The 15911-nt window shown below is 48.1% G+C and carries 19 protein-coding genes; 15 read left to right on the top strand and 4 right to left on the bottom strand.

Annotated features, from left to right (window positions below):
* The first annotated feature begins 74 nt into the window (after positions 1-74).
* The 4 genes from Q3O06_RS02120 (at position 75) to Q3O06_RS02105 (ending at position 3425) form a co-directional block, all read left to right on the top strand.
* Positions 75-446: an Mth938-like domain-containing protein gene (locus Q3O06_RS02120; RefSeq protein ID WP_301817407.1), complete on the top strand. Its 372-nt coding sequence runs from the start codon at positions 75-77 to the stop codon at positions 444-446.
* Positions 447-522: 76 nt separating this feature from the next.
* Entirely contained in the window at positions 523-2445 is a 1923-nt protein-coding gene (locus Q3O06_RS02115; protein ID WP_301817406.1) for an ATP-binding cassette domain-containing protein, read from the top strand.
* A gap of 82 nt (positions 2446-2527) precedes the next feature.
* Positions 2528-2797: a hypothetical protein gene (locus Q3O06_RS02110; RefSeq protein WP_301817405.1), complete on the top strand. Its 270-nt coding sequence runs from the start codon at positions 2528-2530 to the stop codon at positions 2795-2797.
* 112 nt (positions 2798-2909) lie between these two features.
* Complete coding sequence (locus Q3O06_RS02105; protein ID WP_301817404.1) at positions 2910-3425, top strand: hypothetical protein; 516 nt, start codon at positions 2910-2912, stop codon at positions 3423-3425.
* 249 nt (positions 3426-3674) lie between these two features.
* On the opposite strand, the gene Q3O06_RS02100 is transcribed toward Q3O06_RS02105, so the two are convergent.
* Positions 3675-4583, bottom strand: coding sequence for a LysR family transcriptional regulator (locus tag Q3O06_RS02100; RefSeq protein WP_301817402.1), 909 nt, complete (start codon positions 4581-4583; stop codon positions 3675-3677).
* Between the two features lie 139 nt (positions 4584-4722).
* Between Q3O06_RS02100 and Q3O06_RS02095 the strand changes: the two genes are divergently transcribed.
* The 3 genes from Q3O06_RS02095 to Q3O06_RS02085 all read left to right on the top strand — a co-directional run bounded on the left by Q3O06_RS02095 (position 4723) and on the right by Q3O06_RS02085 (position 7443).
* A complete protein-coding gene (locus Q3O06_RS02095) occupies positions 4723-5250 on the top strand; it encodes an SRPBCC family protein (protein WP_118792579.1) in 528 nt (175 codons plus the stop codon).
* A 55-nt stretch (positions 5251-5305) separates the two neighbouring features.
* Positions 5306-6004, top strand: coding sequence for a putative quinol monooxygenase (locus tag Q3O06_RS02090; protein ID WP_118792578.1), 699 nt, complete (start codon positions 5306-5308; stop codon positions 6002-6004).
* Positions 6005-6300: 296 nt separating this feature from the next.
* On the top strand, positions 6301-7443 hold the full coding sequence (locus Q3O06_RS02085; protein ID WP_301817400.1) for a ferredoxin reductase family protein: 1143 nt from the start codon (positions 6301-6303) through the stop codon (positions 7441-7443).
* Between the two features lie 155 nt (positions 7444-7598).
* Here the strand turns inward: Q3O06_RS02085 and ung are convergent, their stop codons facing one another.
* A complete protein-coding gene (ung, locus tag Q3O06_RS02080) occupies positions 7599-8258 on the bottom strand; it encodes a uracil-DNA glycosylase (RefSeq protein ID WP_301817399.1) in 660 nt (219 codons plus the stop codon).
* Between the two features lie 80 nt (positions 8259-8338).
* On the opposite strand from ung, the gene Q3O06_RS02075 reads away from it, so the two are divergent.
* Together Q3O06_RS02075 and Q3O06_RS02070 are read left to right on the top strand one after the other, a co-directional pair.
* Positions 8339-8746, top strand: a complete 408-nt coding sequence (locus tag Q3O06_RS02075; RefSeq protein WP_301817398.1) for an NfeD family protein — start codon at positions 8339-8341, stop codon at positions 8744-8746.
* Positions 8747-8760: 14 nt separating this feature from the next.
* Positions 8761-9708, top strand: coding sequence for an SPFH domain-containing protein (locus tag Q3O06_RS02070; protein WP_301817397.1), 948 nt, complete (start codon positions 8761-8763; stop codon positions 9706-9708).
* 101 nt (positions 9709-9809) lie between these two features.
* On the opposite strand, the gene Q3O06_RS02065 is transcribed toward Q3O06_RS02070, so the two are convergent.
* The gene (locus tag Q3O06_RS02065; RefSeq protein ID WP_301673346.1) at positions 9810-10433 is read right to left on the bottom strand and encodes an FAD synthetase; all 624 of its coding nucleotides are present in this window, start codon (positions 10431-10433) and stop codon (positions 9810-9812) included.
* A gap of 248 nt (positions 10434-10681) precedes the next feature.
* The gene (locus Q3O06_RS02060) at positions 10682-11752 is read right to left on the bottom strand and encodes an AI-2E family transporter (RefSeq protein WP_301817396.1); all 1071 of its coding nucleotides are present in this window, start codon (positions 11750-11752) and stop codon (positions 10682-10684) included.
* A 182-nt stretch (positions 11753-11934) separates the two neighbouring features.
* Here Q3O06_RS02060 and Q3O06_RS02055 point away from each other — a divergent pair, with 182 nt between their 5' ends.
* From Q3O06_RS02055 to Q3O06_RS02030, 6 genes are all read left to right on the top strand, one after another.
* Positions 11935-12210, top strand: a complete 276-nt coding sequence (locus tag Q3O06_RS02055; RefSeq protein ID WP_301817395.1) for an HP0495 family protein — start codon at positions 11935-11937, stop codon at positions 12208-12210.
* Between the two features lies 1 nt (position 12211).
* Positions 12212-12835, top strand: coding sequence for a lipoyl(octanoyl) transferase LipB (gene lipB, locus Q3O06_RS02050; protein WP_301817394.1), 624 nt, complete (start codon positions 12212-12214; stop codon positions 12833-12835).
* Positions 12828-13811: a lipoyl synthase gene (gene lipA, locus Q3O06_RS02045; RefSeq protein WP_301817393.1), complete on the top strand. Its 984-nt coding sequence runs from the start codon at positions 12828-12830 to the stop codon at positions 13809-13811. The genes lipB and lipA overlap by 8 nt, the downstream gene beginning before the upstream one ends.
* Before the next feature lie 466 nt (positions 13812-14277).
* On the top strand, positions 14278-14742 hold the full coding sequence (bfr, locus tag Q3O06_RS02040; protein ID WP_196428025.1) for a bacterioferritin: 465 nt from the start codon (positions 14278-14280) through the stop codon (positions 14740-14742).
* A 27-nt stretch (positions 14743-14769) separates the two neighbouring features.
* The gene (bfr, locus tag Q3O06_RS02035) at positions 14770-15243 is read left to right on the top strand and encodes a bacterioferritin (RefSeq protein WP_301817392.1); all 474 of its coding nucleotides are present in this window, start codon (positions 14770-14772) and stop codon (positions 15241-15243) included.
* 324 nt (positions 15244-15567) lie between these two features.
* Positions 15568-15888, top strand: coding sequence for a helix-turn-helix domain-containing protein (locus tag Q3O06_RS02030; protein ID WP_003710267.1), 321 nt, complete (start codon positions 15568-15570; stop codon positions 15886-15888).
* The last annotated feature ends 23 nt before the right edge of the window (positions 15889-15911 follow it).

Raw genomic sequence — 15911 nt, 5'->3', positions numbered from 1 at the left:
TCTGCCAATCCTACATTAATTCGCCCGATTTTGCACCCCTTTCGGTGCGGATGATGCGGAAACGGGGTAAAAAAATGTTGTTTGAAGAAAATCCGATAGACGGACAGTTTGCGGAATATGAATGCGGCGCGGGCGGAATCCGGTTGGCGGGGCAATATTTCGACCGGCCTGTGCTGTTGCGGCAAGGTTCGGCAATGCCCTCGAAATGGCAGTCATTGTCAGAACTGACTCCGGATAACCTGTTGTCTGGTGTCAAAGCGGATGATTATCCGGAAATATTAATTATCGGGACGGGCGCGGCGCAGGAGTTTATCCATCCCAAAATCATCGCGGATTTTTCCCGAGTCGGAATCGGCGTGGAATGCATGAATACCGATTCGGCATTCAGGACATTGGTTTTCCTGCACTCGGAAGGGCGCAGGGCCTGGGCTTGGCTTCAGCCGTAAATTTCCCGTTTCAGACGGCATCGGCACTGACTTTCAGGTAAAATACGGGCTTTTTCCGCCCGGCGATATTTCCGTTATGATTGAAATTAAAAACCTCACCCTGCAACGCGGTTTGAAAGTCCTGCTCGACAAGGCTTCCGCCGCCGCCAATCCCGGTCAGCGAGTCGGTTTGATCGGCAAAAACGGGACGGGTAAATCCAGCCTGTTTGCCTTAATCAAGGGCGAAATCACTCAAGACGGCGGCGATGTCTTGATTCCGAAAAACTGGCGGCTCGCTTCCGTTTCCCAAGAAACGCCCGATTTGGACATTTCCGCTTTGGATTACGTTTTGCAGGGCGATGCCGAGTTACAGACCCTTCAGACGGCATTGGCGCGGGCGGAGGCGGAAAACGACGGTATGAAGCAGGCGGAATATCACGCCAAATTGGAAGAAATCGACGCTTATACCGCGCCTGCCCGCGCGGCAAAACTGTTGGACGGACTGGGTTTTTCGCAAGAAGAACACAGCCGCCCCGTCAAATCCTTTTCCGGCGGCTGGCGTATGCGCCTCAATCTCGCCCAAGCCCTGATTTGCCGCGCCGATTTGCTCTTGCTTGACGAACCGACCAACCACTTGGATTTGGAAACCGTCTTGTGGCTGGAAAACCACCTCGCTTCATTGCCCTGCACGCAATTCATCATTTCCCACGACCGCGATTTCCTCAATGCAACGACCACCCAAACCATCGAACTGTGGCAGCAAAAGCTGACCCAATACGGCGGCAATTACGATTTTTACCAAAACGAACGTGCGCAGCGTTTGGCGCAGCAACAAGCCGCCTATGTCAAACAGCAGGCGCAAATCAAACATTTACAATCCTTTATCGACCGCTTCAAAGCCAAAGCCACCAAAGCCGTTCAAGCGCAAAGCCGCATGAAGGCGTTGGCAAAACTCGAACGCATCGCGCCCGCGCATCTGGACAGCGAGTTTTCTTTCGAGTTTTACAATCCCGATCATCTGCCCAATCCTTTGCTGAAGCTGGAACACGCCGATTTGGGTTACGAAGGCAAAACCGTTTTGCACGACATTACCCTGTCGCTGGAGAGCGGCGCACGTTACGGGCTATTGGGTGTCAACGGCAGCGGTAAATCTACGTTTATCAAAGCCTTGGCTGGCAAAATCGATTTACTCTCCGGCAGCATCGTCCGTTCCGAAAAACTCAATATCGGCTATTTTGCCCAGCACCAGCTCGACACCATCCGCGCCGACCAAAGCCCCGTTTGGCACATTCAGCAGCTTTCGCCCGAAGTGCGCGAACAAGAAATCCGAAATTTCCTAGGCGGCTTCAACTTTGCCGGCGATATGGCGTTGCAGAAAACCGAACCCTTTTCCGGCGGAGAAAAAGCCCGCCTCGCCCTTGCCATGATTATCTGGCAAAAACCGAATCTGCTGCTGCTTGACGAGCCGACCAACCATCTGGACTTGGATATGCGCCACGCCTTGACGCTCGCTCTGCAAAGTTTCCAAGGTGCCTTAATCGTCGTGTCGCACGACCGCAGCCTGCTTGAAGCGACTACCGACAGCTTCCTCCTGATTGACAAAGGCCGTCTGAAAAACTTTGACGGCGATTTAAACGATTATCGTCAATGGAGGTTGGCGCAGGAAAACGCCACAACCGCGCCCGCAGCATCCGCACAAAGCCAAAGCCGCAAAGACACCAAGCGCATCGAAGCGCAAATCCGTCAGGAAAAAGCCCGACGCGGCAAGCCGATACAGCAGAAAATCGGCAAAGCTGAAAAAGAAATGGCGCAACTTTCCGAAATTCAGACGGCATGTGAAGCATTTTTAGCACAAGAAGAAGCTTACCTTGAAGCAAACAAAGAAAAATTGCAAAACACCTTATCCGAGCTGGCAAAAGTCAAAACACAACTTGCCCGAATCGAAGAGGTTTGGCTGGCCTGCCAAGAAGAATTGGAACGGATTGAAACTGAAATCGAGAAACAGTTTGCCGAGCGATAAAGAAGCGCGGGCAGGGTGCTTATCTTTGCCTGCCGATAACGGTATAATTCGGACGTTACCACCGCCTTTTTACTTTACCGGTATGAACATCAGACTTTTTGCCGCCTTGGTTTACCTGTCCCTTTCCGGCGCGTCGGCGCAAGCCTCCGTATACCATTGCAACTCAAATGGCAAAAGCGTATATACATCAGACCCGTCAGGATTGTGCACCGATGCGGATTTGCCTAAAATCAGCAGCCATCAGGGAGGCGGATACCGCCTGAAAATTAAAAAACTCAGTCAAGAAGCCAAAATACACACAGGAAACAAAAAGAAAAAACCTGCCGGGAAAAAGAACAGGCAGGCTGCCTAAGCCCCGAAGGAAAATCAAAAGCGGACAACCGAAAAGAAAAGCCCATAAAACGCCAAGAAAGCCTTACAAAAAATCCCCAAAAATCAAATTATTATCCGAGTATCAACACATTATGAAATCAAAACTCCCCTTAATCCTAATCAACCTTTCCCTGATTTCAAGCCCGTTGGGTACGAATGCGGCCAAAATCTATACCTGCACAATCAACGGAGAAACCGTTTACACCACCAAGCCGTCTAAAAGCTGCCACTCAACCGACCTGCCCCCGATCGGCAACTACAGCAGCGAACGCTATATCCCGCCCCAAACATCCGAACCGGCACCATCACCGTCAAACGGCGGGCAGGCTGTCAAATATAAAGCCCCGGTCAAAACAGTATCCAAGTCGGCAAAATCCAATACGCCCCCGCCGCAACAAGCACCCGCAAACAACAGCAGACGTTCCATTCTCGAAACAGAATTGAGCAACGAACGCAAAGCATTGGCTGAAGCCCAAAAAATGTTATCACAAGCACGTCTGGCAAAAGGCGGCAACATTAACCATCAAGAAATCAATGCATTGCAAAGCAATGTTTTGGACAGACAGCAAAATATCCAAGCCCTGCAAAGGGAATTGGGGCGCATGTAGACCGATGAAGAATAAAGGGACAGGGAGCGCGTCAAAAGGGCGTATTTCAAAGCCCATTGCGCGCATTTTGTTTATCCGAACAATCCTTCTTATTTCCACCGTAAAAAACGGTTCTTCGGATAGTTCGCATAATATATATTATGTTAAATTTATGATAACTGAATAGATATTTTTGCGAATCTATTCAAACCCATTCAGAACTCAACCACTTATATTAGGGAAATTTCTCGTACCTATCATTAGCATTCATTATCTCTCTTCAACCAAACAAGCCTTTTCAATCAGCTCTCTGACCCAACAATACGCAGGATCTTTATGTGTCCGTTCGTGCCAAATCAATGTTTTGGTGAAACCTTGAATTTTAAGAGGGGGCTCAAAGCGTTTGAGATTATCTAAGTGAGTAATCAAGCGCTCAGGCACAACCGCCAGTAAATCGCTTTGCTCCAACAATTCAGGCAAGACAATAAAGTTTTGTACCGATAGGCTGACATTTCTTTGTAGCCCCATCGCTTGCAGGGCTTTGTCTGTAACACCGCTGAAGCTGCCGCCATGATAGGAAATCAAGGCTTGCTCTAACTGGCAAAATTGCTCAAGGGTTAGTTTAGATTGTTGGGCTATTGGGTGATCATGGCGAACAGCACAGATGTAGCGTTCATCATACAAGTTTTTCGCATGAATATCAGGTGTTTGGAAGTCTGGCGTGACTAACGCAAAGTCGATTTGTCGCTGTTCCAGTTGATTTTGTACGAGGCTTTCGTTAATCGCCAGCACCGCTACTTTGATTTTCGGCGCTTGGATTTTCAGCAAATGCAGAAACGGTACAATTACGGCACGCATTGCATAATCGGTACAGGCGATGCGTACGGTCAATTCTGCTGTAGTCGGATCAAACTGTGGCGGCTGTAATAATTGCTCTACTTCATGCAGTACCTTTTTCACTTGCGGGGCAAGTTCTAACGCCCGATTGGTCGGCACTACGCCCCGTTGCACTCGCACAAACAGCGGATCATCAAAACTGTCGCGCAATCTTGTCAACATGCCACTCATTGCCGGCTGCGTAATCGCCAAACGCTCGGCGGCTTTGCTTACGTTACGCTCATCCATCAATACCGAAAAGGCTTTCAGCAAATTCAAATCAAGAGTTTGTAAGGATTTCATTTTTAGCTCACTTTATTCTTATAATATCATTTTATCTGATATTAACTATTTATAATAATGATTTAACTTATATCTTATTCCTACCTATAATGCCTTCCATAGCAAAACGCGACTAACCATTAACTAAGAGGACTTTATTATGAAAACTTATTCACAACCAGCAATCATTTGGCCAGAAAAATATACGCCGGGCGAAACCGACAACTATGTTTCCAATGAAGTGATTGTAAAAGGCTTAAGCGTGGCGGATGTGCTGCCTTATTTATCGGATACCAAAGCATGGGGCACTTATTATCACAATGCGGAAAATATCGTGGTGGGCGATGGTTCAACCACTCAACTTTCAGCTGGTGCTAACTTTGTTTTTGATACTTTCGGCTTCCACGTAACTTGTAAAGTAGAAGAGTTTGATATCAGCGAAGATGGCAATCTCGTTCGCCTTGCATGGTCTGGCACCTTTGGCGAAGGCGAAGATTTCAGCGATGTGTATCACGCTTGGATTTTAGAAAACCTGCCGAACAATCGCGTGCGAGTCTTAACCGAAGAAAGCCAAATCGGCAAACTTGCCAAAGGCTTGGCAGAAACTGTGCCCAATCCAATGGTAAACGGCCATCAAGCATGGTTGGACGGTTTAACAAAAGCAGCGAAAAATAAAGCGGCTTATTAAAGTGCGGTGGGATTTTACGTCAAAAGTAAAGTCCCGCTTTTCTAAGGAGACTAGAATGAAATTGAAACAACTTTTTGCAATCGGTTGTCTTGGACTGACTTTACAAGTGCAGGCTGCTCCGTTTATCCGCTTAGGCGAACTGAATGTGAAGCCCGAACAGCTTGCCACAACTCAACAGGCAATTAAAGAAAATATCCGTACATCAGTCCAAACCGAGCCCGAACTTTCGGCCATGTATGCCATGCCGCAGACTGACGATGCCCATAAGATTTACGTGTTAGAGGTGTGTCAAAACGCGGAGGCCAAGCAGGCGCACAACCAAAGCGAGCATTTCAAACGCTTTGCCCAAGCTACCGAACAGGCTTTTGCGAGTAAAAGCCTTACGCCCTTGAAAGCACAATTTATCAGCGAAAATAAAACCGCCTTACAGCTGGGCGGTAACTATCTAGTCCGTTTTCAAGCCCTGACCGCCAAACCGAACCACACAGAAGCGATTCACTATGCGTTGGCAAAATATCGCACCGCCAACGAATCACTTTTAGCCGTCTATGCCGGTACGGTAGAAAACCAAGATGACCAATGGCGTATTGTAGAAATCTATGCCGACCCTGAGAGCTATGAACAACATCATCAAAGCGAAGCCTATAAAAACTATCGCAATGAATTAAAACCGTTGTTGGTTAGCCAAGACATCAACAGCGTATTAGATGGGAAATTTTTGATGAATAAGGGCGGAATGCAGTTTCTTCAATAACCTCCACACGGTTATCTCGCGTCGGAAAATATATGGAATAAGCAGGCAAATACGGGAAGCACCTTATCGATAATTTTCGCCTAATTTTTCCAAGATATACTCAATCCTGTTAAAACAAGCCACGGCTGTTTTATATTTTCATTGCACAAAGAACACAACCATGAAAAACATTAAATTTACCTTATTTGCCTTTTTAGCCGGCATATCTGCTTTATGGCTGTTTGCCACACCGTTTCCAGACAAGTGGGGCGTATTTCCCATACGCAACCTATTCCGGCAGCATCGGCATACTGGCTATGAGTGCCTGTATGATTCTTGCAGTACGTCCCAAAATGTTGGAAGGACTATTTGGCGGATTGGATAAAATGTATCGTCTGCACAAATGGTTGGGCATCATTGCCCTTTCAGGCAGCATCCTGCATTGGACCAGCACACAATTTCCTAAATGGCTTATCACACTTGGTGTTATTGAGGGAAAACGTCCGCAACGCCCACCGCTGCCAGATATCTTAACGTTAAAAGATTGGTTGGTTAGCCAACGCCATTTTGCTGAAGAAGTGGGTGAGGTTGCTTTTTACGCCGTCGGCGTACTATTGCTTATCGTGCTGATAAAGCTGATTCCCTACCGCTGGTTTGCCAGACTTCACATCTTAATTGTCCCTGTCTATCTTGCGCTCGTTTGGCACGCCATTGTATTGGCAAACTTTGCTTACTGGTCTCAACCGCTCGGTTGGTTGCTGGCTGCCGCCCTATTCTTCGGCAGTATTTGTTCGCTCCTCGCCCTCTTTAAACGCATTGGCAAACCGCAAACCGCGACAGTAGCCGCCATAAACCAAAACGCTTCCCTACTCTCGCTTACCCTGAATGCGCCAAAATGGCAGGGACACCAAGCCGGCCAATTCCTCTTTTTGCGCGCACACGGAGAAAGCCATCCGTTTACCATCGCCTCTGACTGGAATCCTGAAAACCAACAAATCAATCTTATCATCAAAGACTTGGGAGACTACACCCATCGCCTGCCCCAACGCTTGAACATCGGTGATACCGTTCAAATTGACGGTGCATATGGCCGCTTCAATTTTTCAGATAAAAATGCACAGATTTGGGTAAGCAACAGTATTGGTTTTACGCCTTTCCTTGCAAGACTCAAAGAATTAGCCAAACAACCTTCCAATCAACCGATTGACTGGTTTCATGCCGATAGAAATTTATCTGCGGAACTAATCGGTCAATGGAAAGCGTTGGCTGAACAAGCGAATGTTGCGTTCCACTATATTCCTTCCGAAACCCAAAGATTGTCCGTCAATCATATTGCACAAAGCGTTCGGAATAGTGAAGCCCGCAGCCTATGGCTTTGCGGCAGTCGCAGCTTTACAAGCGGTATTGCAGGAAACCTTAAGACACGCTCATTGCATCAAGAGCTGTTTGAATTCCGCTAAATGAACCCGACACGCAAACTTTGACGCTCGAATGCCGTCTGAACCCCGGGATTCAGACGGTTTTGCATTATGAGCCGGTTTTCCTTAATCACTTTGTTTCCGGTTTCAAAAGCAGCCTTAAGCGGGGTTTAAGCAACTTGGCATTCAGACGGCATTCACAGCTTCCAGTTTATCGGATCGATACCGTGCCGGCTCAAATAGCTGTTTGCCCGTGAAAAATGGCGGCAGCCGAAAAAACCGCGATATGCCGACAGAGGAGACGGATGCGGTGCGGTCAATATCAAATGATTTTGACTGTCTATCAGTCTCCCTTTTTGTTGTGCATACCCGCCCCACAACATAAAGACAAGGTGCTTGCGGTGTGTCGCAAGCTGCCTGATGACGGTATCGGTAAAGCGTTCCCAACCTAAAAGGGCGTGCGAATGCGCCTGTCCTGCGCGTACGGTCAAAACCGTGTTCAGAAGCAATACGCCCTGCTCCGCCCACGCTGTCAGGCAGCCGTGCGCGGGAATGGAAAAGCCTTCGATGTCGGTTTCCAATTCTTTGTAGATATTGAGTAAAGACGGCGGTATGCGGACGCCCTGCCGGACGGAAAATGCCAAACCGTGCGCCTGCCCTGCCCCGTGATACGGGTCTTGTCCGAGAATAACGACTTTGACCCGGTCGAACGCTGTCAGGCGGAATGCGTTGAACACATCAGCCGCCGGCGGATAGATGATTTGTCCCGACAAACGTTCCTGCCTGACCGTATTTAAAATTTCCTGAAAATACGGCTGCTGTTTTTCACCGCCGAGTGCATCGTGCCAAGTATCCATATCTGCCCTATCCTTTCAAATTCGGCTATACTGCTGATATCGCGTGATTTTGTCAAACGACACGCTTTGTGGGGAAATGTATGACTGTATGGTTTGTTGCTGCTGTTGCCGTCTTAATCATCGAATTATTGACGGGGACGGTTTATCTTTTGGTTATTAGCGCGGCTTTGGCGGGTTCGGGCATTGCCTACGGGCTGTCCGGCAGCACGCCAGCCGCCGTCTTGACCGCCGCGCTGCTTTCCGCGCTGGGCATTTGGTTCGTACACGCCAAAACCGCCGTGGGAAAAGTTGAAACGGATTCATATCAGGATTTGGATGCCGGGCAATATGCCGAAATCCTCCGGCACGCAGGCGGCAACCGTTACGAAGTTTTTTATCGCGGTACGCACTGGCAGGCGCAAAATACGGGGCAGGATGTGTTTGAACCGGGAACGCACGCCCTCATCGTCCGCAAGGAAGGTAACCTTCTCATCATCTCAAACCCTTAACACTCGGAGGAATTATGGAATTTTTCATTATATTACTGGTAGCCGTCGTTGTTTTCGGATTTAAATCCTTTGTCGTTATTCCCCAACAGGAAGTCCACGTTGTCGAAAGGCTGGGGCGTTTCCATCGCGCCCTGACGGCCGGTTTGAATATTTTGATTCCCTTTATAGACCGCGTCGCCTACCGTCATTCGCTGAAAGAAATTCCCTTGGATGTACCCAGCCAGGTCTGCATCACGCGCGACAATACGCAGCTGACTGTTGACGGCATCATCTATTTTCAAGTAACCGATCCCAAACTTGCCTCATACGGTTCGAGCAACTACATTATGGCGATTACCCAGCTTGCCCAAACGACGCTGCGCTCCGTTATCGGGCGTATGGAGCTGGACAAAACGTTTGAAGAACGCGACGAAATCAACAGCACCGTCGTTTCCGCCCTCGATGAAGCCGCCGGGGCCTGGGGTGTCAAAGTTCTCCGTTACGAAATCAAGGATTTGGTGCCGCCGCAAGAGATTTTGCGCGCGATGCAGGCGCAAATTACTGCCGAACGCGAAAAACGCGCCCGCATCGCCGAATCCGAAGGCCGTAAAATCGAACAAATCAACCTTGCCAGCGGTCAGCGCGAAGCCGAAATCCAACAATCCGAAGGTGAGGCTCAGGCTGCGGTCAATGCGTCAAATGCCGAAAAAATCGCCCGCATCAACCGCGCCAAAGGCGAAGCGGAATCCCTGCGCCTTGTTGCCGAAGCCAATGCCGAAGCCATCCGTCAAATAGCCGCCGCCCTTCAAACACAAGGCGGTGCGGATGCGGTCAATCTGAAGATTGCGGAACAATACGTTGCCGCGTTCAACAATCTTGCCAAAGAAAGCAATACGCTGATTATGCCTGCCAACGTTGCCGACCTCGGTAGCCTGATTTCGGCTGGGATGAAAATCCTCGACAAGGGTAAAACTTCCCAATAAATATCCCAATCAATAGGTATGAAAAATGCCGTCTGAACCTTGCCGGAAAAGTTCAGACGGCATTTTTATCCAAATCCAAAATCTCAAAATTAGCAGCATTTCTAATATAAGTCATATTGACTTATATTAGAAATATTTTTTGCTCCACAATTTTTAAAAAAGATTTTAATAGGATTAAATGAATAATAATCATCTAAAAGTTTAATAGCAACAACAAAATAATTATCTTTAGTTCGTTCTCCAAGAATTGTGTCTCCCCACCAAAACCAAACTCTGTTCTCAGGATGCATAGTTTCTGCCCAGTCACTCAATCGCCAGGGTTCGTATGCTGCCTTTTTAGCTTCTTCTAATTTTTGCTTATATGCTAATGAATAGAACCAATCACGTTCTTTTTCCACCTCTTCTATTGTGAGTTCTCGTGCAAAATTTTTGGTAAATTGATGCGGTAAAATTGCTTTCCATTGTTCTATATCATCAATCCATTTATGTTTCATATACAAATTATTGAATACAAACAACACTTCTTTTACTAATTTCCTAACTTCCTCCACATTGCCATCACATTCAATTACATAGGTTTCACCATAAGAATTCTTGATAAAATCGGGAAAAGCATTGATAAGAAGTCTTTCTCTCTCGATTCTAACCCACTCATAAAAAGATAAATTATCTGCCATTTTTTCCACTTCCTTTAATGATTTGGTTTTCAAAATTTCTAAAATCATACGGACGAATACCAAATTGATTTGTTGCTTTAGTTGGGGCGGCAATAACAGGTCGTAATCTATTTGGGTCCTATGTTTTCACTTTATTTTCAGGTAATGCTATCTTATTCAAATCATCTACAAGAAAGTCTTAATATGTTTATCCCCATCCCTTTATTTGATAACGGACGCGGACTGCAGGTATCCATACTGCATTTTCGGATAAAAACAAAATATCCCTTTGGGAAACTTTATACTTCGTCAATGCCTTACCTGTTCAGATAAAAACTGCTAGCAAAATATTTCTGCACGCCCTCGCGCAGCAATACCAATGTTACGGCAGCCAAAGGTAATCCTGCCAACATTCCGACAAAGCCCATCAGTTGTCCGAATGCCATCAGGGAAAAGATAACCCAAAACGGCGACAGGCCGATACGGTCTCCCACGATTTTCGGCGTAATGAAAAAACTTTCGAGAAACTGGCCGACGGCAAAAACCGCCCAGACAGCCAAGATGCCGTTCCACGAAGCAAATTGGAGCAAGGCGGCAACGGTGGCAAGCAGTAATCCCGTAAACGCACCGAGATAAGGGACAAATACCAAAATACCGGCAAGCATACCGATGGCAAATCCTGAATCCAGCCCGACCAGCACCAGCCCCAAGCCGTAAACCAAGCCCATAATCAGCATCACCAGGAGCTGACCGCGTAAGAATTCGCCCAATACCTCGTTCAAATTACCTGTAATACGCGTATAAGTATCGGCAAAACGCCTCGGAACCAGTTTGGCGATGCCGCACGACCATCGCTGCCAATCCAGCAGAAAATAGTAAAGCAGCAACGGCAGCAGCATCAGATTGCCGATGCTGCTGACGATATTGCTGCTCTGCCTCATCAAAACGGGAAACCACGCCTTAAGCGTGTTGCTCAGCTCACCCGTATGCGCCTGAAGCCATGCGATAACGGATGCCTGATCGATTTCCACATAATTGCCCACAGTCTCTTTCAACAGCGGCAACAGCGTATTTTGTATAAAACCTGCAAGTTGGGGCAAACGGGATACCATGCTGTTGAACTGTCCGACCAGCATAGGGACAATAATCAAAAGCAGTGCCGCAAGCAGCAGCAAGGCAAAAACCATTACAGTCATTGACGCAACGGCACGGTTGAAACCTTTTTTCTGCAACCATTCAACCAAAGGATCCAACACATACGCCAATACTGCCGCAACCGCGAAGGGAGCCAGTGTGTCGCCAAGTGCGAAAGCCAGCCATATCAAGACCGTAAGGAACACCCCCGCACCAACCCAGGGTTTGATACTCTGCTTTTTTTTCTGATACATAACAACCCGTCCGGAAACCATTTTCATCATTATTATAGCAGAATGGGTTATATCGCAGATAAAGCCCGTGCCGTTCCGATAGCCTGTTATCACGGTTTGGGCTAAAATACCGCATATCTGATGCCGTCTGACAAACAAAACCCTGTTCAGACGGCATACCGTACACAACAAGGTAGCACATCATGACCGAACAAAAAAACAAAACATCCCTCATCGAATTTCCCTGCACCTTCCCATTAAAAGTAATGGGCGCGGTGCATCCCGAGTTTGAGCAGGCGGTATTGGACACCGTTCGCCTCCACGCCCCCGACACGCAGCCGCACCACATCACCACGCGTCCGAGCAGCAAAGGCAACTATACCGGTGCCACCGTTCAGGTAAAGGTTGAAAACCAAGAACAATTGGACAACATCTACCACGCGCTGACTTCGCACGAACTGGTCAAAGTGGTACTTTGAGATGAAAATCATACACAAAGGTTTGGTCGAATATCTGCCGACTTTTGAAGCGATGAAAACCTTTAATGCCGGACGGAATGCCGATACTGAAGACGAACTCTGGGTTGTCGAGCACCCCCCCGTGTTCACACAAGGACTGGCGGGAAAACCCGAGCACCTGCTGATTCACGACGACATCCCCGTTATCCAGATTGACCGAGGCGGGCAGATTACCTATCACGGGCCCGGGCAATTGGTCGTTTATACGATGATTGATTTCAAACGGCGCAAAACCAGTGTTAGAAACATCGTTTCCGCGCTTGAAAACAGCATCATCGCCACATTGGCGGAATACGGCATCGAAGCGGCGGCAGACCCCGAACGCCCCGGCGTTTACGTCGGCGAACGCAAAATCGCCTCGCTGGGGCTGCGTATCAAAGGAGGTTCCGTCTATCACGGTCTTGCGCTCAACGTCAATATGGACCTCTCGCCGTTTACCCATATCAACCCCTGCGGTTATGCCGGTATGGAAATGACGCAAATTGCCGACCTCGTCCACCCCTGCCCCACGCTGGACGAAGTCGCCGCCAAGCTGACCACACATCTTAAAACACAACTCACACCGAAAGCAGATAACAATGAGTGAAATCAAAACCGACGATCCCAAACGCGGCATCAAACTCAAAGGCGCGGACAAAACCGCCCGCATCCCCATCAAAGTCGTCCCCCTTCAGGAAAAACTGAAAAAGCCCGAATGGATACGCGCCAAACTCCCATCACGCAAATTCTTTGAAATCAAAGACATTTTGCGCGAACAAAAAATGCACACCGTTTGCGAGGAAGCCTCCTGCCCCAACATCGGCGAATGCTTCAGCAAAGGCACGGCGACCTTCATGATTATGGGCGACATCTGCACCCGCCGCTGCCCGTTCTGCGACGTGGGACACGGCCGTCCGAATATGCTCGACCCCGACGAACCGAAAAACCTCGCAGAATCCGTCAAAGCCATGAACCTGCGTTACGTCGTCATCACCTCGGTTGACCGCGACGACCTGCGCGACGGCGGCGCACAGCATTTCGCCGACTGCATCAAAGCCATCCGCGAAACCAGCCCGAATACCAAAATCGAAATCCTCGTTCCCGATTTCCGCGGCCGTCTGGACATCGCGCTGGAAATCTTGGCAGAAACGCCGCCCGACGTGATGAATCACAACTTGGAAACACATCCGAGCCTGTACAAAAAAGCCCGTCCGGGTGCCAATTATCAACATTCTTTAGACTTATTAAAACGTTATAAAGAAATGATGCCGCATATCCCGACCAAATCCGGCATTATGGTCGGCTTGGGCGAAACAGACGAAGACGTGCGCGAAATCATGCGCGATATGCGGGCGCACAATATCGAAATGATTACCATCGGACAATACCTCCAGCCTTCAGACGGACACCTGCCCGTCTTGCGCTACGTTACGCCCGAGCAGTTCAAAATCTTTGAAAAAGAAGCATACGAACTGGGCTTCAGCAATGCCGCCATCGGCGCGATGGTCCGTTCAAGTTACCATGCCGACGAACAGGCTGCCGAAGCCTTACGCGAAAGCCACGGCGGTTGCGGGCATCATTAAACCCGGAACACCGCGCCAAAGTAAAAAATGATTCCCTACGCCTGCCGCGCCGTTTGACACAAGCCGCCCCGCGTTAGCCGCCTATGCCGTCTGAAAGCCCTTCAGACGGCATGATTTATTCTCCGAATCCGATAATCTCAAAAGAATCTGTCAGTTAATGAGAACGATTCATTATAAATTTTGATAAAAAACCGTACAGTATTTGCTTTTCGCTATGGTTAACAAGTGTAAATGTTCTTTATGGATGATATGGATTCTTAGTTTTAGCAGCACAAAAAACCGATAAAAAACAGCATACTGATTTGGCAGGTATCGGGGAATACACCCTATTTCTTTTGATAATTGTTTGTATTTTAAATAGAAAATTTGTCATATCAAAAACTTTTGCATACAATGCACGCATCCCGAACAGTACTACATCCACTGTTTAACCACACGAAACCCAAATTAAGAAAAGAGAAATATTATGCAAGGCAATCAAGCAGTTTTAGATTACATGAACGAATTGCTGTCCGGCGAGCTGGCGGCGCGCGACCAATACTTCATCCACTCCCGCCTCTACTCCGAATGGGGATACAGCAAATTGTTCGAACGTCTCAATCACGAGATGGAAGAAGAAACCACACACGCCGAAGACTTCATCCGACGCATCCTGATGCTGGGCGGTACGCCGAAAATGGCGCGCGCCGAACTGAATATCGGTACAGACGTGGTTTCCTGCCTCAAAGCCGACCTGCAAACCGAATATGAAGTACGTGATGCGTTAAAAAAAGGCATCAAACTGTGCGAAGAGGCTCAAGACTATGTTACGCGCGACCTGATGGTTGCCCAACTGAAAGATACCGAAGAAGACCACGCCCACTGGCTGGAACAGCAGCTTCGCCTGATCGAGTTGATTGGCGAAGGTAACTACTACCAAAGCCAACTGTAAGCTGTATTCGGAATAAAAGGAGTCCGTATGAAAGGCGACCGTCTGGTTATCCGCGAGCTGAACAAAAACTTAGGCTTGCTACTGGTAACCATCAACCAATATTTCCTTCACGCCCGTATTTTGAAAAACTGGGGCTTTGAAGAACTGGGCGAACATTTCTTCAAACAGTCCATCGTTGAAATGAAAGCTGCAGACGATTTGATCGAACGCATCCTCTTCCTTGAAGGATTGCCCAATTTGCAAGAGCTGGGCAAGCTTCTGATTGGCGAGTCCACCGAAGAAATCATTGTCTGCGATTTGACCAAAGAACAGGAAAAACACGAAGCCCTGCTTGCTGCCATCGCTACAGCAGAAGCGCAACAGGATTACGTCAGCCGTGATTTGTTGGAAAAACAAAAAGACACCAACGAAGAACACATCGACTGGCTCGAAACCCAGCAGGAACTGATCGGCAAAATCGGTTTGCCGAACTACCTGCAAACAGCGGCGCAAGAGGACTAAAACACAAACCACTGCCAAATATAGCAGTCCCCTGCACCATCAGACGGCATATCTGCATAAACGGGTATGCCGTTTTTCTTTACCGGTTTGCGAATCAAATCTAAATTGATTTGAATCAATACTCGATAACGGTTTTTGTTTGATAATACCGACATGAAATCTAGATTGTTTGTTTGCTGTTTCCCAATCTGTCTTGATTTTACCTCTTTCCTCTTGATGTGTGTGTGTTTGGGTGTGGCTGTCGCCACCCCTTTTTTTGGCTTTTATGTGAAGTAAAATCCGTAACAGCAAATGCTTAACTTTTAACCATTTATCCGGAAACAAATGATGGGCAACAAATTGACTCTGCCTGCCGAACTGCCTGACGAACAGGATTTGCGGGCGGTATTGGCATACAATATGCGGCTTTTCCGCGTGAACAAGGGTTGGTCGCAAGAAGAATTGGCGCGGCAATGCGGTTTGGACAGGACTTATGTGTCGGCAGTCGAGCGCAAACGCTGGAACATCGCCCTGTCGAATATCGAAAAAATGGCGGCGGCTTTGGGCGTGGCGGCGTATCAGTTGCTGCTGCCGCCGCAGGAACGGTTGAACCTGATGACCAATTCCGCCGATACCCGACAAATGCCGTCTGAAAGCGGTATTTGACCGCCGAACCATCCGCCTCCCTT

Source organism: Neisseria maigaei (assembly GCF_958267405.1).
Taxonomy (GTDB): domain Bacteria; phylum Pseudomonadota; class Gammaproteobacteria; order Burkholderiales; family Neisseriaceae; genus Neisseria; species Neisseria bergeri.
This window is presented reverse-complemented; position numbering and strand designations above follow the sequence as displayed.

Bases quoted from the DNA above. Each gene is read 5' to 3' on its own strand.
- Q3O06_RS02075 (WP_301817398.1), top strand. From the start codon at position 8,339: ATGACTGTATGGTTTGTTGCTGCTGTTGCCGTCTTAATCATCGAATTA.
- lipA (WP_301817393.1), top strand. From the start codon at position 12,828: ATGAGTGAAATCAAAACCGACGATCCCAAACGCGGCATCAAACTCAAA.
- Q3O06_RS02055 (WP_301817395.1), top strand. From the start codon at position 11,935: ATGACCGAACAAAAAAACAAAACATCCCTCATCGAATTTCCCTGCACC.
- Q3O06_RS02065 (WP_301673346.1), bottom strand. From the start codon at position 10,433: ATGATTTTAGAAATTTTGAAAACCAAATCATTAAAGGAAGTGGAAAAA.
- Q3O06_RS02105 (WP_301817404.1), top strand. From the start codon at position 2,910: ATGAAATCAAAACTCCCCTTAATCCTAATCAACCTTTCCCTGATTTCA.
- Q3O06_RS02060 (WP_301817396.1), bottom strand. From the start codon at position 11,752: ATGTATCAGAAAAAAAAGCAGAGTATCAAACCCTGGGTTGGTGCGGGG.
- Q3O06_RS02120 (WP_301817407.1), top strand. From the start codon at position 75: ATGTTGTTTGAAGAAAATCCGATAGACGGACAGTTTGCGGAATATGAA.
- lipB (WP_301817394.1), top strand. From the start codon at position 12,212: ATGAAAATCATACACAAAGGTTTGGTCGAATATCTGCCGACTTTTGAA.
- Q3O06_RS02030 (WP_003710267.1), top strand. From the start codon at position 15,568: ATGATGGGCAACAAATTGACTCTGCCTGCCGAACTGCCTGACGAACAG.
- Q3O06_RS02110 (WP_301817405.1), top strand. From the start codon at position 2,528: ATGAACATCAGACTTTTTGCCGCCTTGGTTTACCTGTCCCTTTCCGGC.
- Q3O06_RS02095 (WP_118792579.1), top strand. From the start codon at position 4,723: ATGAAAACTTATTCACAACCAGCAATCATTTGGCCAGAAAAATATACG.
- Q3O06_RS02115 (WP_301817406.1), top strand. From the start codon at position 523: ATGATTGAAATTAAAAACCTCACCCTGCAACGCGGTTTGAAAGTCCTG.
- Q3O06_RS02100 (WP_301817402.1), bottom strand. From the start codon at position 4,583: ATGAAATCCTTACAAACTCTTGATTTGAATTTGCTGAAAGCCTTTTCG.
- Q3O06_RS02090 (WP_118792578.1), top strand. From the start codon at position 5,306: ATGAAATTGAAACAACTTTTTGCAATCGGTTGTCTTGGACTGACTTTA.
- Q3O06_RS02070 (WP_301817397.1), top strand. From the start codon at position 8,761: ATGGAATTTTTCATTATATTACTGGTAGCCGTCGTTGTTTTCGGATTT.
- bfr (WP_301817392.1), top strand. From the start codon at position 14,770: ATGAAAGGCGACCGTCTGGTTATCCGCGAGCTGAACAAAAACTTAGGC.
- Q3O06_RS02085 (WP_301817400.1), top strand. From the start codon at position 6,301: ATGAGTGCCTGTATGATTCTTGCAGTACGTCCCAAAATGTTGGAAGGA.
- bfr (WP_196428025.1), top strand. From the start codon at position 14,278: ATGCAAGGCAATCAAGCAGTTTTAGATTACATGAACGAATTGCTGTCC.
- ung (WP_301817399.1), bottom strand. From the start codon at position 8,258: ATGGATACTTGGCACGATGCACTCGGCGGTGAAAAACAGCAGCCGTAT.